Genomic DNA, 18,591 nt, shown 5'->3' on the forward strand with positions numbered 1-18,591 from the left:
CAACTCCATACGCAGGGAACACGCGAGAGGAAACACGGTGCACGACACGGCGATCTCCCTTATCGAGCTGGGAGCGGTGTTCTTCGGTCTCGGCATCCTCGGGAGACTCGCGTGGAAGATCGGCATATCACCGATCCCGCTGTACCTGCTCGGTGGCGTCGCGTTCGGCACCGGCGGACTGATCCCGCTGCACGGCATCCAGCCGTTCACCCACATCGCCTCCGAGATCGGCGTGGTGCTCCTGCTGCTGTTATTGGGGCTGGAGTACTCCGCGGGCGAACTGGTCACCGGGCTGCGCCGCTCCTGGGTGGCCGGGCTGATCGACATCGTGCTCAACGCCGCTCCCGGAGCGATCGTGGCGCTGATGCTGGGCTGGGGCCCGATCGGCGCGCTGGCGATGGCCGGCGTCACCTACATCTCCTCGTCGGGCATCGTGGCCAAGGTCCTCGGCGATCTGGGCAGGCTCGGTAACCGCGAGACGCCGGTGATCCTGTCGATCCTGGTCTTCGAAGACCTCGCGATGGCCGTCTACCTGCCGATCCTCACCGCGCTGCTGGCCGGGGTCAGCTTCGTCGGCGGTCTGACCGCGGTCGGCATCTCGCTGCTGGTGATCACCGTGGTGCTGCTGATCGCACTGCGCTTCGGCAAGTACGTCTCCGCGATCGTGGACAGCCCCGACCCCGAGGTCTTCCTGCTGCGGCTGCTCGGTGCCGCGCTGCTGGTCGCCGGGCTGGCCTCCGAGCTGCAGGTCTCGGCCGCGGTCGGCTCGTTCCTGCTCGGCATCGCGATCTCCGGATCCACCGCGCAGAACGCGACCCGCATGCTGGAGCCGCTGCGCGACCTGTTCGCCGCGGTGTTCTTCGTCGTCTTCGGCCTCAACACCGATCCCGTGCAGATCCCGCCGGTGCTGCCGATCGCGCTGGGCCTGGCCGCGCTGACCTGCGCCACGAAGGTCCTCACCGGCTGGATCGCGGCCCGCATGCAGGGCGTGGCCCGGATGGGCCGGCTGCGCGCGGGCGCGGCCCTGGTGGCGCGCGGCGAGTTCTCCATCGTCATCGCGGGCCTGGCCGTGTCCTCCGGCGCGGTCGACGGCGAGCTCGCGGCCCTGGCCACCGCCTACGTCCTGCTCATGGCCATCATCGGCCCGGTCGCTGCCCGCGTCGTCGAGCCCCTCGCCCGCGCGGTCCTGATGCGCAAGCCCCAGACCGTGTGAGCGGTTCACCGCCCAGAACGAAGAATCCGCGGCCGGGAAGTCCCGGCCGCGGATTCCTTCTCAGCTGAAGCTCACATGTCGACGATCTTGTAGAGGGACGCGACCTCCTGGCCGTTGAGCGGGCGGATCGCTCCCTGGCGCTCGGTGGTGAGCTGCACGTCGCCGATGCGGGTGCGCACCAGGCGCTGCACCGGGTGCCCGACGTGCTTGAGCAGCCGGCGCACGATGCGCTTGCGGCCCTCGTGCAGCACGATCTCCACCAGCGCGCGGTTCTGGTTCTGGTCGACCAGCTTGAAGCGGTCCACCTTCACCGGGCCGTCCTCCAGCTCCACGCCCTCGCGCAGCCGCTGCCCGAGGTCCTTCGGGATGGGTCCCAGCACCTCGGCCATGTAGGTCTTGCGCACCTTGTACGACGGGTGCATCAGCCGGTTGGCGAGCTCGCCGTCGTTGGTGATCAGCAGCAGGCCCTCGGTGTCCTGGTCCAGGCGTCCCACGTGGAACAGCTTGCCCTGGCGCTCCCGCAGGTAGTCACCGATGCACGGACGTCCCTTGTCGTCGGACATGGTGCACAGGATCCCGGCGGGCTTGTTCAGCAGCAGGTGCGTCAGGTTGGTGTTGGTCATCACCCGGCTGCCGTCGACGTGGATCACCGCGGTCTCCGGGTCGACGCGGCGGCCCAGCTCCATGACGACCTCGCCGTTGACCTCGATGCGGCCCTCGACGATCATCTCCTCGGCGGCCCGCCGAGACGCGACACCGGCCTGCGACAGCACCTTCTGCAGGCGCACCCCCTCGTCGTTGGGGTCCTTCGCGGCACTGGACGGGGAACGGCGTTCAGACGTCATCGATCGAATCCACTTCGGGCAACAGGGGTGCGAGCGGCGGCAGGTCCTTGAGCGACGACAGCCCCAGCCGTTCCAGGAACAGCTCGGTCGTGCAGTACAGGATGCCGCCCGTCTCCGGGTCGGTGCCGGCCTCGCCAATCAGACCGCGCCCCACAAGGGTACGGATGACGCCGTCCACGTTCACACCCCGTACCGCCGCGACCCGGGAGCGCGTCACCGGCTGCCGGTAGGCGATCACCGCGAGGGTCTCCAGCGCAGCGCGCGTCAGCTTGGTCCGCTGCCCGTCGAGCAGGTAGCGCTCGACGTACGGCGCGTACTTCTCGCGGGAGTAGAAGCGCCAGCCGTCGCCGACGTAGCGCAGGTCGATGCCGCGCTCGCTCTCCGCGTAGGCCTCGGACAGCCTCCGCAGCGCGGAGCGGACCCGGGAGACCGGCTGCTCCAGCGTCTCCGCGATCAGCTCGTCCCCCGCCGGCACGTCCACGACCAGCAGCAACGCCTCCAGCGCGGCGTCCAGCTCGGAATCGGCGGTGAGGTCGGGAGCCCCGGGGGTCTCCACCGCCTCGTCGGCCGCGGCCTCCGGCCCGGGTTCGGCGGGAGCTTCCTCCGCGCCCGTCACCTCGTCCGGCTGCGCGTCGACCTCGGGTTCCGCTTCGGCGGCCATCAGCCGTACTCCTCTTCTTCCTTCTTGGCTCGCTGCGCCTCGGCCTCGGCCTGCGCCTGGGCGAGGCTGCCGCCGACCCAGGTCACCTGCAGCTCGCCGAGCGGGCTGTCCTGCTCGAACTGCAGCACCTTCTCCCGGTACAGCTCCAGCAGCGCCAGGAACCTGGCCACGACCTCGACGGTGTGCCCGCAGTCCGACACCAGGTCGGTGAAGGTCAACGTGCCCTTCTCCGCCAGCCGAACCCGCAGCAGAGCGGCGTGCTCGCGCACCGACACGCCGTGCTGGTGGATGTGGTCCAGCGAGACCGTCGGCGGTGGTTTCGGCCGGAACACCGAGGCGGCGATCTCGGCGAACCGCTGCGGGTCGACGCCGATCACCACCTCCGGCAGCAGGTTCTCGTAGCGCTCCTCCACCGACACCGAGCGCGGGTAGCGGCGCAGCGCACCGGCTTCCAGCTCGGCGAACAGCGCGGCGACCTGCTTGTAGGCGCGGTACTGCAACAGCCGCGCGAACAGCAGGTCGCGGGCTTCCAGCAGCGCGAGGTCGGCCTCGTCCTCGACGTCGGCGGCGGGCAGCAGCCGGGCGGCCTTGAGGTCCAGCAGCGTCGCGGCGACCACCAGGAACTCGGTGGTCTCGTCCAGGTCCCAGTGCTCACCGAGCGTGCGGGTGTAGGCGATGAACTCGTCGGTGACCTTGTGCAGCGCCACCTCGGTGACGTCGAGCTCGTGCGCGGAGATCAGTTGGAGCAGCAGGTCGAAGGGGCCCTCGAAGTTCTCCAGCCGAACGGTGAACTTCCCGTCACCGGACTTCGCTTCGGTCTCCGCTAACGAGGAATCCTGTTGTGCTGCATCGATCCCGGCGTCGGACGGTGCGAGTTCGGCGCCGGGTTGTGGGGCATCGGTCACTCGCCGGACTCCCGCAGGTGCCGGACCAGCACCGAGTCCGCACCGTGCTCGGTGAAGTCGGCCAGCAGCACCGCGATCGCCTCGCGCACGACGCGGCCGCGGTCCACGGCGATGCCGTGGTCCGCCCGCAACGCGAGCCGAGCCTGCTCCAAACCCAGCAACTCCTCGTCGGACACGTACACGGTGATCTTCGAATCGTGCTTGCGCCGACCCGAACCCGCCGACCGTGCCCGCCCCTGCTCCTTGACCGGGGCGGCCGGCTTCGGGTCCTCCTGCGGCGCGGAGCCCTGATCCGTCCGAGGGACAGTAGTACGGAACAGTTCCGCAGCTCCGGGCAGGGCGACCCGACGCGTCATCGAGCGATCACCTCGCGGGCCAGCGCCCGGTACGCCTGGGCGCCGGCGGAACGCGGCGCCCACCTGGTGATCGGCTCACCGGCGACCGTGGTCTCCGGGAACCGCACCGTCCGGTTGATCACCGAGTCGTAGACGACGTCACCGAAGGCTTCCACCACGCGCTGCATGACCTCGCGGGAGTGCAGCGTGCGCGGGTCGAACATCGTCGCCAGGATGCCGCTGATCTCCAGCTTCGGGTTCAGCCGCTCGCGCACCTTCTCGATCGTGTCGATCAGCAGCGCCACCCCGCGCAGGCTGAAGAACTCGCACTCCAGCGGGATGATGACGCCGTCGGCAGCGGCCAGCGCGTTCACCGTGAGCAAGCCGAGCGAGGGCTGGCAGTCCACCAGGATGTAGTCGTACTCCTCGATCGACTGCCGCAGCACGCGGTGCAGCGTCTGCTCGCGACCGACCTCGGTGACCAGCTGCACCTCGGCGGCGGAGAGGTCGATGTTGCTGGGCAGCAGGTCCATGCCCTCGACGGTGGTGCGGCGCACCACGTCCTCGACGGTGACGCCGCGCTCCATGATGACGTTGTAGATCGTCTGCTCGAGCTGGTGCGGCTGAACGCCGAGGCCGACCGAAAGCGCGCCCTGCGGGTCGAAGTCCACCAGCAGAACCCGGCGCCCGTGTTCCGCGAGCGCGGCACCGAGGTTGATCGTCGAGGTGGTCTTGCCGACGCCGCCCTTCTGGTTGCACATGGCCAGCACCGACGCGGGCCCGTGCTCGTCCAGCAGCGGGGGTTCGGGGATGTGCCGGAGCGGCCGACCGGTCGGACCGAGACCGCGGGCGTCCTGGTTCTGATCGGCGTTGGCCGCAGGACCTGTGGTCTCGGGGGCGATGCTCAGGTCGACCGCGCCCCGAGGCCGCCGGGCGGCGGAAGGATGCGGCAACGACATGGCGATCTGACTCCTTCGGTACCGGTGGCGATCGATCGCAGCCTAAGTCGCTCAAACGACCTGCGGCAACGTGCCTCGCCGTCGTGTCGGTAATTGGATCGGCGGAAGTTCGTGATGTGCGTGTGATGAAGATCTACCGCTTTCGTTGATCACGCGCATGCGCAAGCGGTGATCTCACCCCGAAAGGTGTGCGCGCGGATGTGCCGTGGCGTAGACCTCCCGAAGCGTGTTGACCGTGACCAGCGTGTACACCTGCGTCGTCGTCACTGAGGCGTGTCCCAGCAGCTCCTGCACCACGCGCACGTCCGCCCCTCCTTCGACCAGGTGCGTGGCGAAGGAATGGCGCAGCACGTGGGGCGAAACCGTTTCCGCGATTCCCGCCCGTTGCGCAGCTGCTTTCAACGCGTTCCACGCGCTCTGGCGGGAAAGTCCGGTGCCGCGCGAATTCAGGAACACCGCCGAACTGCCGCGCCCGCGCGCCACCAGCACCGGCCTCGCCCGCACCAGGTACGCCTCCAGCATCGCCAGCGCGGGACGCCCGATCGGCACGAGCCGCTGCCTGCCGCCCTTCCCGTCCAGCAGAACGGTGCGGTCGGTCCGGTCGATGTCGTCGACGGCGAGCCCGACCGCTTCGGAGATGCGAGCCCCGGTCGAGTAGAGCAGTTCCAGCAGCGCCCGGTCCCGCAGCCCGCGCGGATCGTCCCCGCCTGCGTGCTCGAGCAGCCGTCCCACGTCGTCGACCGACAGCGCCTTCGGCAGCCGCTTCGGCGGGCTCGGAGGCGCGACCTCGCGCGCCACGTCGACGGCGATCCTGCCCTCGGCGTGGGCGAACCGGTGCAGGCCGCGCGCGGCCACCAGCGCCCGCGCCGCCGACGACGACGCCAGCGGCGGTCGGCCTTCGACGCCTTCCCGCAGCTGCGCCAGGAACTCCGCCAGGTGCTCGGTGCGCACCTCGTCGAGCCCGGAAACACCTTGGGTCACCAGGAATTCCGCGTAACGGCGCAGGTCGCGCGCGTAGGAGTCCAGCGTGCTGCGCGCGGTTCCCCGCTCGACCGCGAGGTGGTCGAGGTATTCGCCGACGGCGGTGCGCAATCCCGGCGGCAGCGACTCGAAACCCTTCACCGGGCCGCGAATCGCCGCGGCCGGTCGACCCACTCGGCGTCGGCCGGGCGGGTCTGCGCGACACCACCGCGCGCCGCCTGGGCGGCCAGCAGACCGGCCACCGCCGGACCGTTCACGATCTCCCCCGCGAACGCCATCCGGATCGCTTCCGCCAGCGGGAACCGCTCGATGATCAGGTCCGCTTCCTCGTCGCCGACGGCGTCGGGACGGGTCACCTCCGACAGGCCGGTGGCGAGGAACACCCGCACCACCTCGTCGGTGAAGCCCGGCGAGGTGGCCACGTCGACCAGCACCGACCAGTCCTCGGCGGCCAGTCCCGCTTCCTCGGCGAGCTCGCGCTGCGCGGTGCGCACCGGCGGCTCACCGGCGACGTCGAGCAGACCGGCGGGAAGTTCCCACAGCCTGCGGCCGATCGGGTAGCGGTACTGGTGGACCAGGACGACTCGCTCCTGCTCGTCGATCGCGGCGATGGCCACGGCGCCGTAGTGCTCGACGACCTCTCTGCGGGCGTGACCTCCGCCGGGCATGCCCACTTCGTCCGCCCGCAGCGCCAGGATCCGCCCGACGTAGACGTCTTCACTGGCCAGCGTGGTGAACTCGTGCTCTCCGTTGGTGCGCGCGACACCGCTACCCGTGGTCTCCACGAGCACCACCCTAGAGCCGATCGCCCACCGATGAAGCGGCCCGCACCACCGTCACCGGTCGTGCGGGCCGCTCACCTGCGAGGAATCAGGCTCCGGCGGGTTCGGACTCCGGTTCCGACGCGGCCGTCTCCAGCTCCACCGGAAGCCGCTCGGCCGCCTGGTAGTCGATGGCCGCCTTCACGAACGCCGCGAACAGCGGGTGCGGGCGGGTCGGACGGCTCTTGAGCTCCGGGTGCGCCTGGGTGCCCACGAAGAACGGGTGGATCTCGCGGTCCAGCTCGACGAACTCGACCAGGCGGTCGTCGGGCGAGGTGCCGGAGAAGACCACGCCGACCTTGCTCAGCCGGTCCCGGTAGGAGTTGTTGACCTCGTAGCGGTGCCGGTGCCGCTCGTGGACCTCGGTGGTGCCGTAGGCCTCGGCGACGATCGAGCCGTCGGCCAGCTTCGCCGGGTAGGAACCCAGCCGCATCGTGCCGCCCATGTCCCGGTCACCCGAGATCACGTCGTGCTGGTCGGCCATGGTGCTGATCACCGGGTGCTGGCAGGGCTCCTCGAACTCGGTGGAGTTCGCGCGCTCCAGACCGCCCAGCGACCGGGCCGTCTCGATCACCATGCACTGCAGGCCCAGGCACAGCCCGAGGACCGGGATGTTGTTGGTGCGCGCGTAGCGGATGGCGCCGAGCTTGCCCTCGATGCCGCGCACGCCGAACCCGCCCGGGATCAGCACGCCGTCCACGCCGGCCAGGGCCTGCGCCGCACCGGAGTCGGTCTCGCAGGTGTCCGAACCGACCCAGGAGATCTCCACCTTGGCGTGGTGGGCGAACCCGCCCGCGCGCAGGGCTTCGGTCACCGACAGGTAGGCGTCGGGCAGGTCGACGTACTTGCCGACCAGCGCGATGCGCACCCGCTCGGACGGGTTGTGCACCCGGTCCAGCAGGTCGCCCCACACCGACCAGTCGACGTCGCGGAAGGGCAGCCCGAGCCTGCGCACCATGTAGGCGTCCAGGCCCTCGCTGTGCAGCACCTTCGGGATGTCGTAGATCGACGGCGCGTCCGGGCAGGCCACCACGCCGTCGGTGTCGACGTCGCACATCAGCGCGATCTTGCGCTTGAGGTCGGACGGCAGCTCGCGGTCGGCGCGGCAGACCAGCGCGTCGGGCTGGATGCCGATGTTGCGCAGGGCCGCCACCGAGTGCTGGGTGGGCTTGGTCTTGAGCTCGCCCGACGGCGCCAGGTACGGCACCAGCGAGACGTGCAGGAAGAAGCAGTTGTCCCGACCCACGTCGTGGCGGACCTGGCGGCAGGCCTCCAGGAACGGCAGCGACTCGATGTCGCCGACGGTGCCACCGACCTCGGTGATCACCACATCAGGCGTGACGCCGTTCTCGTCGGGCTCGGCCATGGCCCTGATGCGGGCCTTGATCTGGTCGGTGATGTGCGGGATGACCTGCACCGTGTCACCCAGGTACTCGCCGCGGCGCTCCTTGGCGATGACCGCGGAGTACACCTGGCCGGTGGTGACGTTGGCGTTGCGGGTCAGATCGCGGTCCAAGAACCGCTCGTAGTGACCGATGTCCAGGTCGGTCTCAGCGCCGTCCTCGGTGACGAACACCTCACCGTGCTGGAAGGGGTTCATCGTCCCCGGATCGACGTTCAGGTAGGGGTCGAGCTTCTGCATGGTCACCCGCAGGCCGCGGGAGGTGAGCAGTTCGCCCAGGCTGGACGCCGTGAGCCCCTTCCCCAACGACGAGGCAACGCCCCCCGTTACGAAAACATGCTTGATCGTGCGTGCTTGCGGCACCAACAAAAGCTCCCCGTGGTCAAGCCGTCGCCTGGCTGGATCTCTGCGCTGGCAGGACGGCTGGATCCGTCGCTCCCACGGAATTCCAGCCTAACGCACGACGGTCCGGGCCCGCACCGAGACCCGCCCTTTCTGGAAACGGCGAACCGGCCGGGTCAACCGCCATCCGGCGGCCTACCGGCCGGTCAACCGTGACGTCTCGGTGAACCGCGCACGACCAGGGGCGAACCCGCGGGTCACGAAGCGCCGCGGGCGCCCGGCACGGGTCCCTGCGCGCTGCTGGCCACACCGTAGTGCCCGGCCTGCCGATCCGCCTGCTCGCGGGCGGCCATGACGACCGCCACGCGACCGGCACCGGTCTCCGCGTTGTCCACCGTGGACAGGCTCGACGACATCGCGGGATCGACGCGCGCCACGCCGACCGCGCCGCGCCCGTCGGCGGATCCCGTCGTACCGGCCAGGACCGCGCCCTGCCCGGAGCGGTCGATCTGAGTGGCCAACCGCGCCAGCGCCGTCGCCCGGTCCGCCGCGCTGTCGCCCTCCAGCCGACCGCCGGTGAGCACCACCGCCAGCTGCGCGGGACGCAGTCCCTCCGACGCGGTCGCGTAGCCGCCACCGGCCAGGCCGGACAGCGCCGCCGCGCGGGCGTCATCGGCGGCCTGCGGCTGCCCGGTCTGGGGGTTGACCAGCGCCAACGGGCCGATCAGGCCGCCGGCGAGGGTGCCCGGGTCCGCCGCCGTGGGCAGCTGGACCCCGGCGGGAAGCAGCTGGGTGACGACACCGCGGAGCTGATCGGTGCGGTCCGGGTCGGTGAGCCCCTCGCCGAGGCGAACCTCACCGGTGATGTCGGCGCCGGAGTCGCGCAGCAGCTCGGTGATCGCGGCGCGGTGGCCGTCGTCGGTGTCGGCGGAGCTGATCACGACCACGCTGCGGCCGGAGAGCTGACCCCGCACGGCCATCGGCGCGATGGTCGTGTCGAACCGGTCGGCGGCGTCGGCCTGGGCCTTGAGCTGGGCGCGCTCGGCACCGAGCTCGTCGACCTGAGCGCGCAGCTCCTGCTTCTCCCCGCTCACGGCCGTCAGCAGGCCTTCGCTGACCGAGCTGGTGCCCAGCACCACGCCCACGGCCAGCGCGAGGAAGACCGCGGCGATCGAGACGATGTGGTAGCGCAGCGTGATCACGAGAACAGCCCCTTGAAGTAGGCCGACACGACACCGGCGGTGTCGGCCATCTGGCTCATGGCGGCGGCACCGAGCCCGGACACCAGCAGCGCCACGGCGACCACCAGCAGCACCGCCAGCACCAGCAGCACCACGGCCGACATCGGCGTGCGGTTGCGCTGCAGCGCGGCGACGGCCGGGCCGTCGATGACCTTGCTGCCCAGCCGCAGCCGGGTCAGGAACGTCGACGGGTTCGAACCCGAGCGGCCGCGGTCGAGGAATTCGCTGAGCGTGGCCTGGAAGCCGACGGTCACCACCAGGCTCGCCTGGTGCGCGTCGGCCAGCAGCAGCGCGAGGTCCTCCGGGTTGCCGGAGGCGGGGAAGGTCATCGCGCCCACGCCGAGGTCCTGGATGCGCTCCAGGCCGGGCGCGTGCCCGTCCAGGTGCGCGGGGATGACCAGTTCGGCACCGCTGCGCAGCGTGTCGGTGCTGACGGTGTCCGGGGCGCCGACGATGACGTTGGGCTTGTAACCGGCGCGCTGCAGGGAGTCGGCGCCGCCCTCGACACCGATCAGCACCGGCTTGTACTCGCGGATGTAGCGCTTCAGGGCGCGCAGGTCGTCGGCGTGGCCGTACCCGGGCGCGACCACCAGCACCTGCCGGCCCTCCATGGAGCCGGACAGCTCGGGAACGCCGATGCCGTCGAGGATCAGCGTGCGCTCGGTGCGCAGGAACTCGATGGTGTTGGCGGAGAACGCTTCCAGCTGCGTGGCCATCCCGGCCTTGGCCTCGATGAGCTGGTCGGCGATGGAGTTGGCGTCCTGCTCGACGCCGCGGCCCAGCTCGCGCTCCCCGGCGAAGACGCCGCCCTCGAACAGGCGGATCTTCGCGCCGTCCTTGACCTGGTTGAGGATGTCGATGCCAACGCCGTCGACGAGCGCGATCCCGGCGGCGAGCAGCACCTCGGGACCGAGGTTCGGGTAGCGCCCGGAGATCGACGGGGCGGCGTTGACCACACCGATCACCCCGGCCGCGACCAGTGCCTCGGCGCTGCGGCGGTCCAGGTCGGCGTGGTCGATCACCGCGATGTCACCGGCGCGGACCCGGCGCGGCAGATCACCGGAGCGGCGTTCCACCCTGGCGACCCCGGCGAGACCGGGCAGGTCCTCCTGCTGTCGAGTCAGCAGTCCGCTGATTTTCATACGCCGATGGTGACAAACCCATCACCGATCGTGGCCGCGCCACGCCGAAAGCACTGCGTCATGTGCCGCAACGCCCAAAGGGCCAACCAGCCCAATCACCGTCAGGCAAGCGACGTAGTCGCTTTCTCCGTGCCCCACCCGAGCAACTCGCACCGCCGCGGGTTCTCAGACGTCGTCTGGCGAGGACAGCCGTAGCGCCGCGTATCCGTTTCATACTCAGGTCTCGGATCCCGGAGCCAGACGGCGTCTGAGGTTCCGCTACCCGCACCGTCAATCAGGACGACCACAGAGCTTTGAAACCCTCTACTTGGAGGCCTTCTTGCCGGCCTTGCTCTTTCGGCCGAACTTCTCCTGGGTCAGCTTGTACGTGTTCGCGGTCTCGAGCAGCTCCTCGGCGTGCGCGCGCCCGGTCTCGGTCGACTCCATGCCCGCGAGCATCCGCGCGAGCTCCACGACCCGGCGCTCGTCGGCGACCAGTCGCACGTCGCTCTTGGTGAGACCGCCGTCGACCTGGCCCTTGTCGACCACCAGGTGCCGGTCGGCGAACGCCGCGACCTGCGGGAGGTGGGTGACCACGATGACCTGGTGGGTGCGCGCGAGCCGGGCCAGCCGACGCCCGATCTCCACCGCCGCGCGGCCGCCGACGCCGGCGTCGACCTCGTCGAAGACGAGCGTGGGCACGGTGTCCGCGTCAGCGAGCACGACCTCCAGCGCCAGCATGACGCGGGAGAGCTCACCTCCCGAGGCGCCCTTGTGGATCGGCAGCGCGGGCGCACCGGAGTGCGCGATGAGCTGGAGCTCGACCTCGTCGACGCCTTCCGGCCCGGCGTGCAACCTGCGGTCGTCGACCGGGATCCCGTTCGGGTCGCCGTCCTCGGCCTCCTTGGCGTGCACCAGGACCTGCAGCTTGGCCTGCGCCATCGCCAGTCCGGACAGCTCCTCGGAGACCGCGTCGGCCAGGCGCACGGCCGCTTCGGCGCGGGCCGCGCTGAGCACCTTGGCGTGCTCGGCGAGTTCCACCGCGAGCTCGTCGCGGCGGGCTGCCAGCGCGGCCAGCGCCTCCTCCGAGGTGTCCATCCCGGACAGCCGGAAGCGGGCGTCCTCCGCCCAGGCCAGCACTCCGTCGACGTCCGCGGCGTACTTCTTGGTGAGCTGCTTGAGCTCGGCCTGACGGGCCAGCACCTGCTCCAGGCGGGCCGGGTCGGCGTCGAGCTTGTCCAGGTAGGCGCCCAGTTCGCCGCCCACGTCGGAGAGCACCGCGACGGCCTCGGCCACGCGCGGTTCGAGTTCCCGCAGCGCCGGGTCCTCCGAGGAGGACAGCCGCCGGGCGGCCTCCCCGATCAGCCCGATCGCGCCCGGGGACTCCGGATCGGCGTCAGCGGAGCCGGACAGCGCGTGCTGGGCGCCTGCGGCGATCTCCCGCAGCTGGTCCACGTCGGCGAGTCGCCGCGCCTCGTCGACCAGCGAAACGTCCTCGCCGGCTTCGGGGTTGACGGCTTCGATCTCGGCCAGCCCGTGGCGCAGCAGGTCGGCTTCGCGGGACAGTTCGCGGGAGCGCTCGGTGCGCTCGGTGAGTTCGCCCACCACCTCGGCCCACTCGGTGCGGACCCGCTGGTAGTCGGCCAGGACGTGCAGCACCGGTTCACCGGCGAAGCGGTCGAGCACCGCGCGCTGCTCGCCGGGGCGCAGCAGCCGCAGCTGGTCGTTCTGCCCGTGCACCGCGAGCACCTGCTCGGAGAGCTCCGAGAGCACGCCGTTGGGCACCGAACGCCCGCCCAGGTGCGCCCGCGAACGCCCGTCGGAGGTCACCGTGCGCAGCGCGATCAGGCTTCCGTCGTCGTCGGGTTCGGCACCGGCGTCGCCGGCGACCTTCGCCGCCGGTGAGTCCGGGGTGGTCGCGAAACGGCCCTCCACGACGGCACGCTGCGCACCGGACCGGACCCGCGAGGCGTCGGCCCTGCCGCCGCTGAGCAGATGGAGTCCCGTGACCACCATCGTCTTGCCCGCGCCCGTCTCACCCGTGACCACGGTCAGGCCGGCGTGCAGTGCGAGCGTGGCGTCGTCGATGACGCCCAGTCCCTGGATACGCATCTCCGCCAACACACTCAGCACCCTATCGGCACCGAGCCCCCGAGAACGCCCCACTGCGGTGATCGCCACCGAAATCGTTAGACACTGTGTTCGATCTGCTCGGCGGGCGGTCGCTACTTGGCAGGTCCGCGCCATCCCTGGACGGGCAGCTCGAACTTCCGGACCAGCCGATCGGTGAACGACGTGTCGTGCAGGCGCACCAGGCGGATCGGCGTCGAACCGCCGACGACCTCCACGCGCGCACCCGGCGGCAGGTCGAACTGCCGCTGACCGTCGCAGCACAGCACCGCGTGGTGCCCGTGCTGGTCGATCTCCATCGCCACCAGGGAATCCCGCGACACCACCAGCGGTCCCGCGAACAGCGCGTGCGCGTTGCTCGGCACGACCAGCAGCGCCTGGACGTCCGGCCACACCACCGGGCCGCCCGCGGAGAACGCGTAGGCCGTGGAACCGGTCGGGGTCGAGCACAGCACGCCGTCGCAGCCGAACGCCGACACCGGGTGGCCGTCGACCTCGACGACCACGTCCAGGATCCGTTCCCGGCTGCTCTTCTCCACGCTGGCCTCGTTGAGCGCCCAGGTGGCGGCGACCTGGTCACCGTTGAGCGTCGCGGTGACCTCCAGGGTCATCCGCTCCTCGACGTGGTAGCGGGATTCGACGACGGCGGCGATCGCCTCGTCGAGGGCGTCGGAATCGGCACCGGCCAGGAATCCGACCCTGCCCAGGTTCACCCCGAACAGCGGCACCCCGGCGGGTCTGGCGAGTTCGGCGGCGCGCAGCAGCGTGCCGTCACCGCCGAGCACGAGCACGAGCTCGGTGCCCACGGCGGGGTTCTCGTCCGGTCTCGCGACCTCGCAGGCGGAATCCCGCAGCTCATCGGCTTCGCCGGCGAGCGCCCGGACCTCGATCCCCGCGTCGAGCAGACGACCGGCGACCTTCTCCGCTGTGCGCAGGTTCTGCTCCCTGCCGGTGTGCACCACCAGCAGCACCCGTCGGGTCAACTCCCACTCCCTTGCCGGGATGAATTTCTGGTCGAAGTCTGCGGTCCGCGCTCGACCGCGTCCGCCACCATGCTGCTGGCGCGGTCGTGGTCCGCTTCGGCGCCCGGCCGCAGCCAGACGAAGAACTCGACGTTCCCGGACGGGCCCGGAAGCGGGCTGGCGACGACGTCGCGCAGTCCCAGTCCGTGCTCGGCGGCGAAGTCGACCACTTCCAGCACCGCTTCGGCGCGCAGCTGCGGATCCCGCACCACGCCACCCGAGCCTAGCCGTTGTTTGCCCACTTCGAACTGCGGTTTGACCATCAGGGCGAGATCAGCTGTCTCGGTGGCGCAGGCGACCAGCGCCGGCAGCACGAGCTTGAGCGAGATGAACGACAGGTCGGCGACAACCAGGCCCACCTGACCGCCGATGTCCTCGGGCGTCAGCGACCGCACGTTGGTGCGGTCGTGGATGTGCACCCGCTCATCGGTCTGCAACTTCCACACCAGCTGGCCGTAGCCGACGTCGACCGCGACGACCTCGCGGGCCTCCCGCCGCAGCAGCACGTCGGTGAACCCGCCGGTGGAAGCACCCGCGTCCAGGCAGCGCTTGCCCGCCACCGACAACCCGCCGGGCTCGAACGCCTCCAGCGCGCCGACCAGCTTGTGGGCGCCGCGCGAAGCCCAGCCCGGGTCGTCGACGTCGTCGGTGACCAGCACGGGTGCGTCGATCTCCACGGCGGTGGCGGCCTTGCGCGCGATCATGCCGCGCACGCTCACCCGGCCTGCGGCGACCAGTTCTCCAGCGTGTTCCCGGGATCGGGCCAGCCCGCGCCGAACCAGTTCGGCGTCCAGGCGCGCCTTGCGAGGCACTTCGTCAACTCCGAGGGGTGTTCTGGGACTGCAGGTGGTCGGCCTTCGACAACGCCTCGGTCAACGAGCTGTGCACGTTCTCGAAGCGCTGCACGTGCTCGGCGACGGGCTGGTCGCGCACCTCGTCGAGCTCGGTCATCGCCGCGGAGATCGCGTCGATCGCCGACTGCCCGTCGTCGGCCTGACGCGCCAGCATCGCCGGGTTGGGCGCCTGCTGCTGCCACGGAGAGGTCATGGGCGGGTACTCCCCTCGATCACCGGTGGGCGCGAACGTTGCGCGACACCACCTTCACGCTAGCCGACCGATCGGCGCCGTTCCCGTCAGGTCAGTCGATGTCCAGCGCCCGCAGCGCCGCGCGCGCCGCGTCGTCGCTGCCCACCACCTGCACCGGGCCGGAACCCGCCGACCACCACGCCGCGCACAGCGCGCGCAGCGCACCCAGCTCGTCGCCCTCACCTCGGGAGGCCAGTTCGAGCCCGTCGCCGACCGTCACCGACCACGCCGGCTGCGCGGCGATGGCGACCTCGGACTTGGGCGAGAACAGGCCGCGCAGATCGGCCGCGACGCTGCCCGGCCGCTCACCGAGAGCTGCCTCCAGCAGGTGGCGAGGCGTGTTGACGCCGGTGAGCACCATCAGCGAGGGCATGCCGGCCTTCACCGCACCGGCGATGTCGGTGTCCAGCCGGTCCCCGACCATCAGCGGCCGGTCGGCTCCGGCCGACGAGACCGCGCGGTCGAGCAGCGGACGCTCCGGTTTGCCCGCGACCAGCGGGTCCTGGTCGGTGGCCGCGCGCAGCAGCTCGACCAAGGCGCCGTTGCCGGGCATCAGCCCGCGTTCGGTGGGCAGCGTGCGGTCGGCGTTGCACGCCACCCACAGCGCGCCGTCGCGGATCGCCAGGCACGCCTCGGCGAAGTCGCGGTAACCCAGCTCCGTGGACAGGCCCTGCACCACCGCGACCGGCTCGTCGGCGAACTCGGTGACCGGCACCAGGCCGAGCCGGTCCACTTCGGACTCCAGCGCCGCGGAACCGACGACCAGCACTCGGGATCCGGCGGGCAGCTTCTCGGCGAGCACCGCCGCACCCGCCTGAGCGCTGGTGCTCACCTCGCTGCGCTCGGCCTTCAGCCCGAGCCCGATCAGGTGGTCGACGACCGCCTGATCGGGCTTGGACGCGTTGTTGGTGACGTAGCGGACCGGCACGCCGCGGCCGTGCACCTGCTGGATCGCTTCCAGCGCGCCGGGAACCAGTTCCCCGCCCCGGTACACCGTGCCGTCCAGGTCGAACAGCACGACATCGTGATCGTCGAGCAGCATGCCGTTCACTGCGTCCGCGATCCTCCTTCGGCCGCGGGCTCGGCGCTGCCGCCGTCCTCGTCGGCCTTCACGTCGTCCGCGTCGGACTCGTCGACGTCCTCATCGAGGTCGCCTTCCTCAGCGTCGTCCTCGGCGTCGTCGAGGTCGTCATCGTCAGCGTCGTCCTCGTCGAGGTCGTCTCCGTCGACGTCGTCCTCATCGAGGTCATCGTCGTCGATCTCCGCTGCGGCCTCGGCCTCGTTGACCAGTTCCTCGACGACCTCCGGGCCACCGAGCTGCACCGCGAGCTCCTCGAGGCGCTCGGGAGCGTCGGTCTCCTCCTCGTCGTCGGCGTGCGCCGCGTGGACGAACCAGGTGAAGGCGTCCCGCTCACGACCGGCCGCCAGGAGGTTGTCGGCGTAGGCGTAGAACAGCCGGGCGCTCCACGGCTCCTGGATCTTCGGGTCCAGCTCCGGGATCTGCAGGCTGACCACGGAGGCCTCGATCTCGTCGAGGTCGCGCCGCGCGCCGGCCGCGACGATCCGCAGCTCGATCTCGTCCTCCTTGTCGAGCTGCAACGCCTCCTCGCTGCGCACCAGCTCGATAGCCCGCTCCGGACGCCCCATCGCCCGCTCGCAGTCGGCCATGATCGCCAGGTGGCCCGGGCCGCCGCCCATCCGCCGCGCAGCGCGCAGCTCGGACAGCGCCTCGTTCCACTCGCCCGTCAGGTAGGCGGTGAGACCGTTGGCCTCGCGCACCGACGGGGTCCGGGACGCCTTCTGCCGCGCGAAGCGGGCGTGCGCGAGAGCGCGCTCGGGGTCCTCGTCGATCAGCTGACCGGCTGCGACCAGGTGCTGCGCGACCTTGTCGGCAGCGCCCTTCGGCAGCGACAGCAGCTCGCGGCGAACCTCCGGGTCCAGCTCCGACGGGTCGACACCGCTCTCGGGGAGCTCCGGCTCGACGGGCTTCGGCGCGTCGTCGTCCTTGCGCTCCGGCCTGCGGTCTCCGTCGCGCTTGAAGCCGCCGTCGTCCTTGCGGAAGCCGTCCTTCTTCTTGAAGTCGTCGCGCCGGCCACCGCGGTCATCGCGGCGCGGGCGGTCATCGCGCTTGAAACCACCGCGGTCGTCACGACGGGGACGGTCATCCCGATTCCGGTCGTCACGACGCGGGCGATCATCGCGGTTGAAGCCGCCGCGGTTGTCCCGGTCATCACGACGCGGACGGTCATCACGCTTGAAACCGCCCCGGTCGTCACGACGCGGGCGATCATCGCGGTTGAAGCCGCCGCGGTTGTCCCGGTCATCACGACGCGGACGGTCATCACGCTTGAAACCGCCCCGGTCGTCACGACGCGGGCGATCATCGCGGTTGAAGCCGCCGCGGTCGTCGCGGTTGCGGTCGTTGCGGTAGCCGCCGCGATCGCCACCCCGGTTGTCCCGACCACGGTCATCGCGCCGGAAACCGTCGCGGCCACCCCGGTCATCACGACGGGGACGGTCATCGCGGTTGAAGCTTCCGCGGTTGTCCCGATCATCACGACGCGGACGGTCATCACGCTTGAAACCACCGCGGTCGTCGCGGTTGCGGTAGTCGCCGCGATCGCCACCCCGGTTGTCCCGACCACGGTCATCGCGGTTGAAGCCGCCACCGCGGTTGTCCCGACGATCATCACGGCGATCGTCGCGCCGGAAGTCATCACGACGCGGCCGATCGTCACGGCGGGCGCCGCCGCGGTCGTCCCGGTTGCGGTCGTCGCGCGGGCCCCGGCGGTCGCTGTCGTTGAACCGGTCGCGGTTGGTGCGGAATCCGCCGCGGTCGTCACGCGGACCCCGGTTGTCCCGGTCACCCCGGTAACCACCGCGGTCGTTGCGGTCGTTGCGGAAACCACCCCGGTCATCCCGGTTGCGGTCGTTGCGGTAGCCGCCGCGCTCTCCGCCCCGGTTGTCCCGGTCGTTGAAGCGACGCTGACCACCGTCGTTGTCGCGGCGCGGGCCACCGTACGAGCCGCGGCCCTGCGAGTTGCCGCCTGGCTTGCGGTCGTAGTTGCCGCGGCCGCCCTGGCCGCTGCGGCCGGCACCGGCCCCGCGGCGGGGACCGCCGCGCTTGTCGTCGGAACCGGACACCGAACCTCCTGAAGAAGAAAAGCCAAAAAATCTTACCAAGGTAGTAGCCCTGGCTTAGCGCGCCCGTCATCGCGGGGTCTTGATCGACCACCTGCGCCCGTGCTGTCATCCAAGCCCCGAGCGGGACTGAACAGCCACGACCGAACCGCCTTCTACAAATCGTACAGCTCGTCAACCCGCTGCGACCGGCCGGGACCACGGAGAGCACGACGAAAAAGCGGGGCCGGTTGATCCTCGGATCAACCGGCCCCGCTCATAAGGATTGTGTCGGCGGTGTCTTACTCTCCCACACCCTAGCGAGTGCAGTACCATCAGCGCTGGGGAGCTTAGCTACCGGGTTCGGAATGGGACCGGGCGGACCCTCCCCGCCATCGCCACCGACA

Annotated in this window: 18 protein-coding genes and 1 rRNA gene; 2 read left to right on the plus strand and 17 right to left on the minus strand. The window is 70.8% G+C overall.

Annotated elements, in window-relative coordinates; genetic code table 11:
* Positions 1-37 precede the first annotated feature (37 nt).
* Positions 38-1,213 carry a cation:proton antiporter gene (locus tag E1181_RS16345; RefSeq protein ID WP_132675721.1) on the plus strand — a complete coding sequence of 392 codons (1,176 nt, stop codon included), beginning with the start codon at positions 38-40 and terminating at the stop codon, positions 1,211-1,213.
* A 71-nt stretch (positions 1,214-1,284) separates the two neighbouring features.
* Here E1181_RS16345 and E1181_RS16350 read toward each other — a convergent pair whose 3' ends face one another.
* The 16 genes from E1181_RS16350 to E1181_RS32165 form a co-directional block, all read right to left on the minus strand.
* Complete coding sequence (locus E1181_RS16350; protein ID WP_132675723.1) at positions 1,285-2,058, minus strand: pseudouridine synthase; 774 nt, start codon at positions 2,056-2,058, stop codon at positions 1,285-1,287.
* Positions 2,048-2,719 carry an SMC-Scp complex subunit ScpB gene (gene scpB, locus E1181_RS16355; protein WP_235876813.1) on the minus strand — a complete coding sequence of 224 codons (672 nt, stop codon included), beginning with the start codon at positions 2,717-2,719 and terminating at the stop codon, positions 2,048-2,050. The genes E1181_RS16350 and scpB overlap by 11 nt, the downstream gene beginning before the upstream one ends.
* On the minus strand, positions 2,719-3,573 hold the full coding sequence (locus tag E1181_RS16360; protein ID WP_132675747.1) for a segregation and condensation protein A: 855 nt from the start codon (positions 3,571-3,573) through the stop codon (positions 2,719-2,721). The genes scpB and E1181_RS16360 overlap by 1 nt, the downstream gene beginning before the upstream one ends.
* A 47-nt stretch (positions 3,574-3,620) precedes the next feature.
* The gene (locus E1181_RS16365; RefSeq protein ID WP_132675727.1) at positions 3,621-3,980 is read right to left on the minus strand and encodes a hypothetical protein; all 360 of its coding nucleotides are present in this window, start codon (positions 3,978-3,980) and stop codon (positions 3,621-3,623) included.
* On the minus strand, positions 3,977-4,918 hold the full coding sequence (locus tag E1181_RS16370) for a ParA family protein (protein ID WP_132675729.1): 942 nt from the start codon (positions 4,916-4,918) through the stop codon (positions 3,977-3,979). Before E1181_RS16370 ends, E1181_RS16365 begins: the two co-directional genes overlap by 4 nt.
* A gap of 174 nt (positions 4,919-5,092) precedes the next feature.
* Entirely contained in the window at positions 5,093-6,040 is a 948-nt protein-coding gene (gene xerD, locus E1181_RS16375) for a site-specific tyrosine recombinase XerD (protein WP_132675731.1), read from the minus strand.
* Positions 6,037-6,684 (minus strand): NUDIX domain-containing protein, encoded by a 648-nt coding sequence (locus E1181_RS16380; protein ID WP_408009999.1) that lies wholly within the window; start codon positions 6,682-6,684, stop codon positions 6,037-6,039. Before E1181_RS16380 ends, xerD begins: the two co-directional genes overlap by 4 nt.
* Positions 6,685-6,769: 85 nt before the next feature.
* Positions 6,770-8,485, minus strand: a complete 1,716-nt coding sequence (locus E1181_RS16385) for a CTP synthase (RefSeq protein WP_408010001.1) — start codon at positions 8,483-8,485, stop codon at positions 6,770-6,772.
* Positions 8,486-8,721: 236 nt separating this feature from the next.
* Positions 8,722-9,666, minus strand: coding sequence for a copper transporter (locus tag E1181_RS16390; protein WP_132675737.1), 945 nt, complete (start codon positions 9,664-9,666; stop codon positions 8,722-8,724).
* Positions 9,663-10,847: a putative cytokinetic ring protein SteA gene (gene steA / locus E1181_RS16395; protein ID WP_132675738.1), complete on the minus strand. Its 1,185-nt coding sequence runs from the start codon at positions 10,845-10,847 to the stop codon at positions 9,663-9,665. The genes E1181_RS16390 and steA overlap by 4 nt, the downstream gene beginning before the upstream one ends.
* A gap of 303 nt (positions 10,848-11,150) precedes the next feature.
* Positions 11,151-12,950, minus strand: a complete 1,800-nt coding sequence (gene recN, locus E1181_RS16400) for a DNA repair protein RecN (protein ID WP_207922173.1) — start codon at positions 12,948-12,950, stop codon at positions 11,151-11,153.
* A 101-nt stretch (positions 12,951-13,051) separates the two neighbouring features.
* Entirely contained in the window at positions 13,052-13,939 is an 888-nt protein-coding gene (locus E1181_RS16405; protein ID WP_132675740.1) for an NAD kinase, read from the minus strand.
* Positions 13,936-14,790 (minus strand): TlyA family RNA methyltransferase, encoded by an 855-nt coding sequence (locus tag E1181_RS16410; RefSeq protein WP_132675741.1) that lies wholly within the window; start codon positions 14,788-14,790, stop codon positions 13,936-13,938. The genes E1181_RS16405 and E1181_RS16410 overlap by 4 nt, the downstream gene beginning before the upstream one ends.
* A gap of 4 nt (positions 14,791-14,794) precedes the next feature.
* Positions 14,795-15,025 (minus strand): hypothetical protein, encoded by a 231-nt coding sequence (locus E1181_RS16415; protein WP_207918964.1) that lies wholly within the window; start codon positions 15,023-15,025, stop codon positions 14,795-14,797.
* 91 nt (positions 15,026-15,116) lie between these two features.
* Positions 15,117-16,115 carry an HAD-IIA family hydrolase gene (locus E1181_RS16420; protein ID WP_132675742.1) on the minus strand — a complete coding sequence of 333 codons (999 nt, stop codon included), beginning with the start codon at positions 16,113-16,115 and terminating at the stop codon, positions 15,117-15,119.
* Positions 16,112-16,843 (minus strand): hypothetical protein, encoded by a 732-nt coding sequence (locus E1181_RS32165; protein ID WP_235876814.1) that lies wholly within the window; start codon positions 16,841-16,843, stop codon positions 16,112-16,114. The genes E1181_RS16420 and E1181_RS32165 overlap by 4 nt, the downstream gene beginning before the upstream one ends.
* 39 nt (positions 16,844-16,882) lie before the next feature.
* Here E1181_RS32165 and E1181_RS31810 point away from each other — a divergent pair, with 39 nt between their 5' ends.
* On the plus strand, positions 16,883-18,220 hold the full coding sequence (locus E1181_RS31810; RefSeq protein ID WP_207922174.1) for a hypothetical protein: 1,338 nt from the start codon (positions 16,883-16,885) through the stop codon (positions 18,218-18,220).
* A 253-nt stretch (positions 18,221-18,473) separates the two neighbouring features.
* On the opposite strand, the gene rrf is transcribed toward E1181_RS31810, so the two are convergent.
* A 5S ribosomal RNA gene (gene rrf, locus E1181_RS16430) occupies positions 18,474-18,590 on the minus strand.
* Position 18,591: the final 1 nt, after the last annotated feature.

It is taken from the genome of Saccharopolyspora terrae, assembly GCF_004348435.1.
GTDB classification, from domain to species: Bacteria; Actinomycetota; Actinomycetes; order Mycobacteriales; family Pseudonocardiaceae; genus Saccharopolyspora; species Saccharopolyspora endophytica.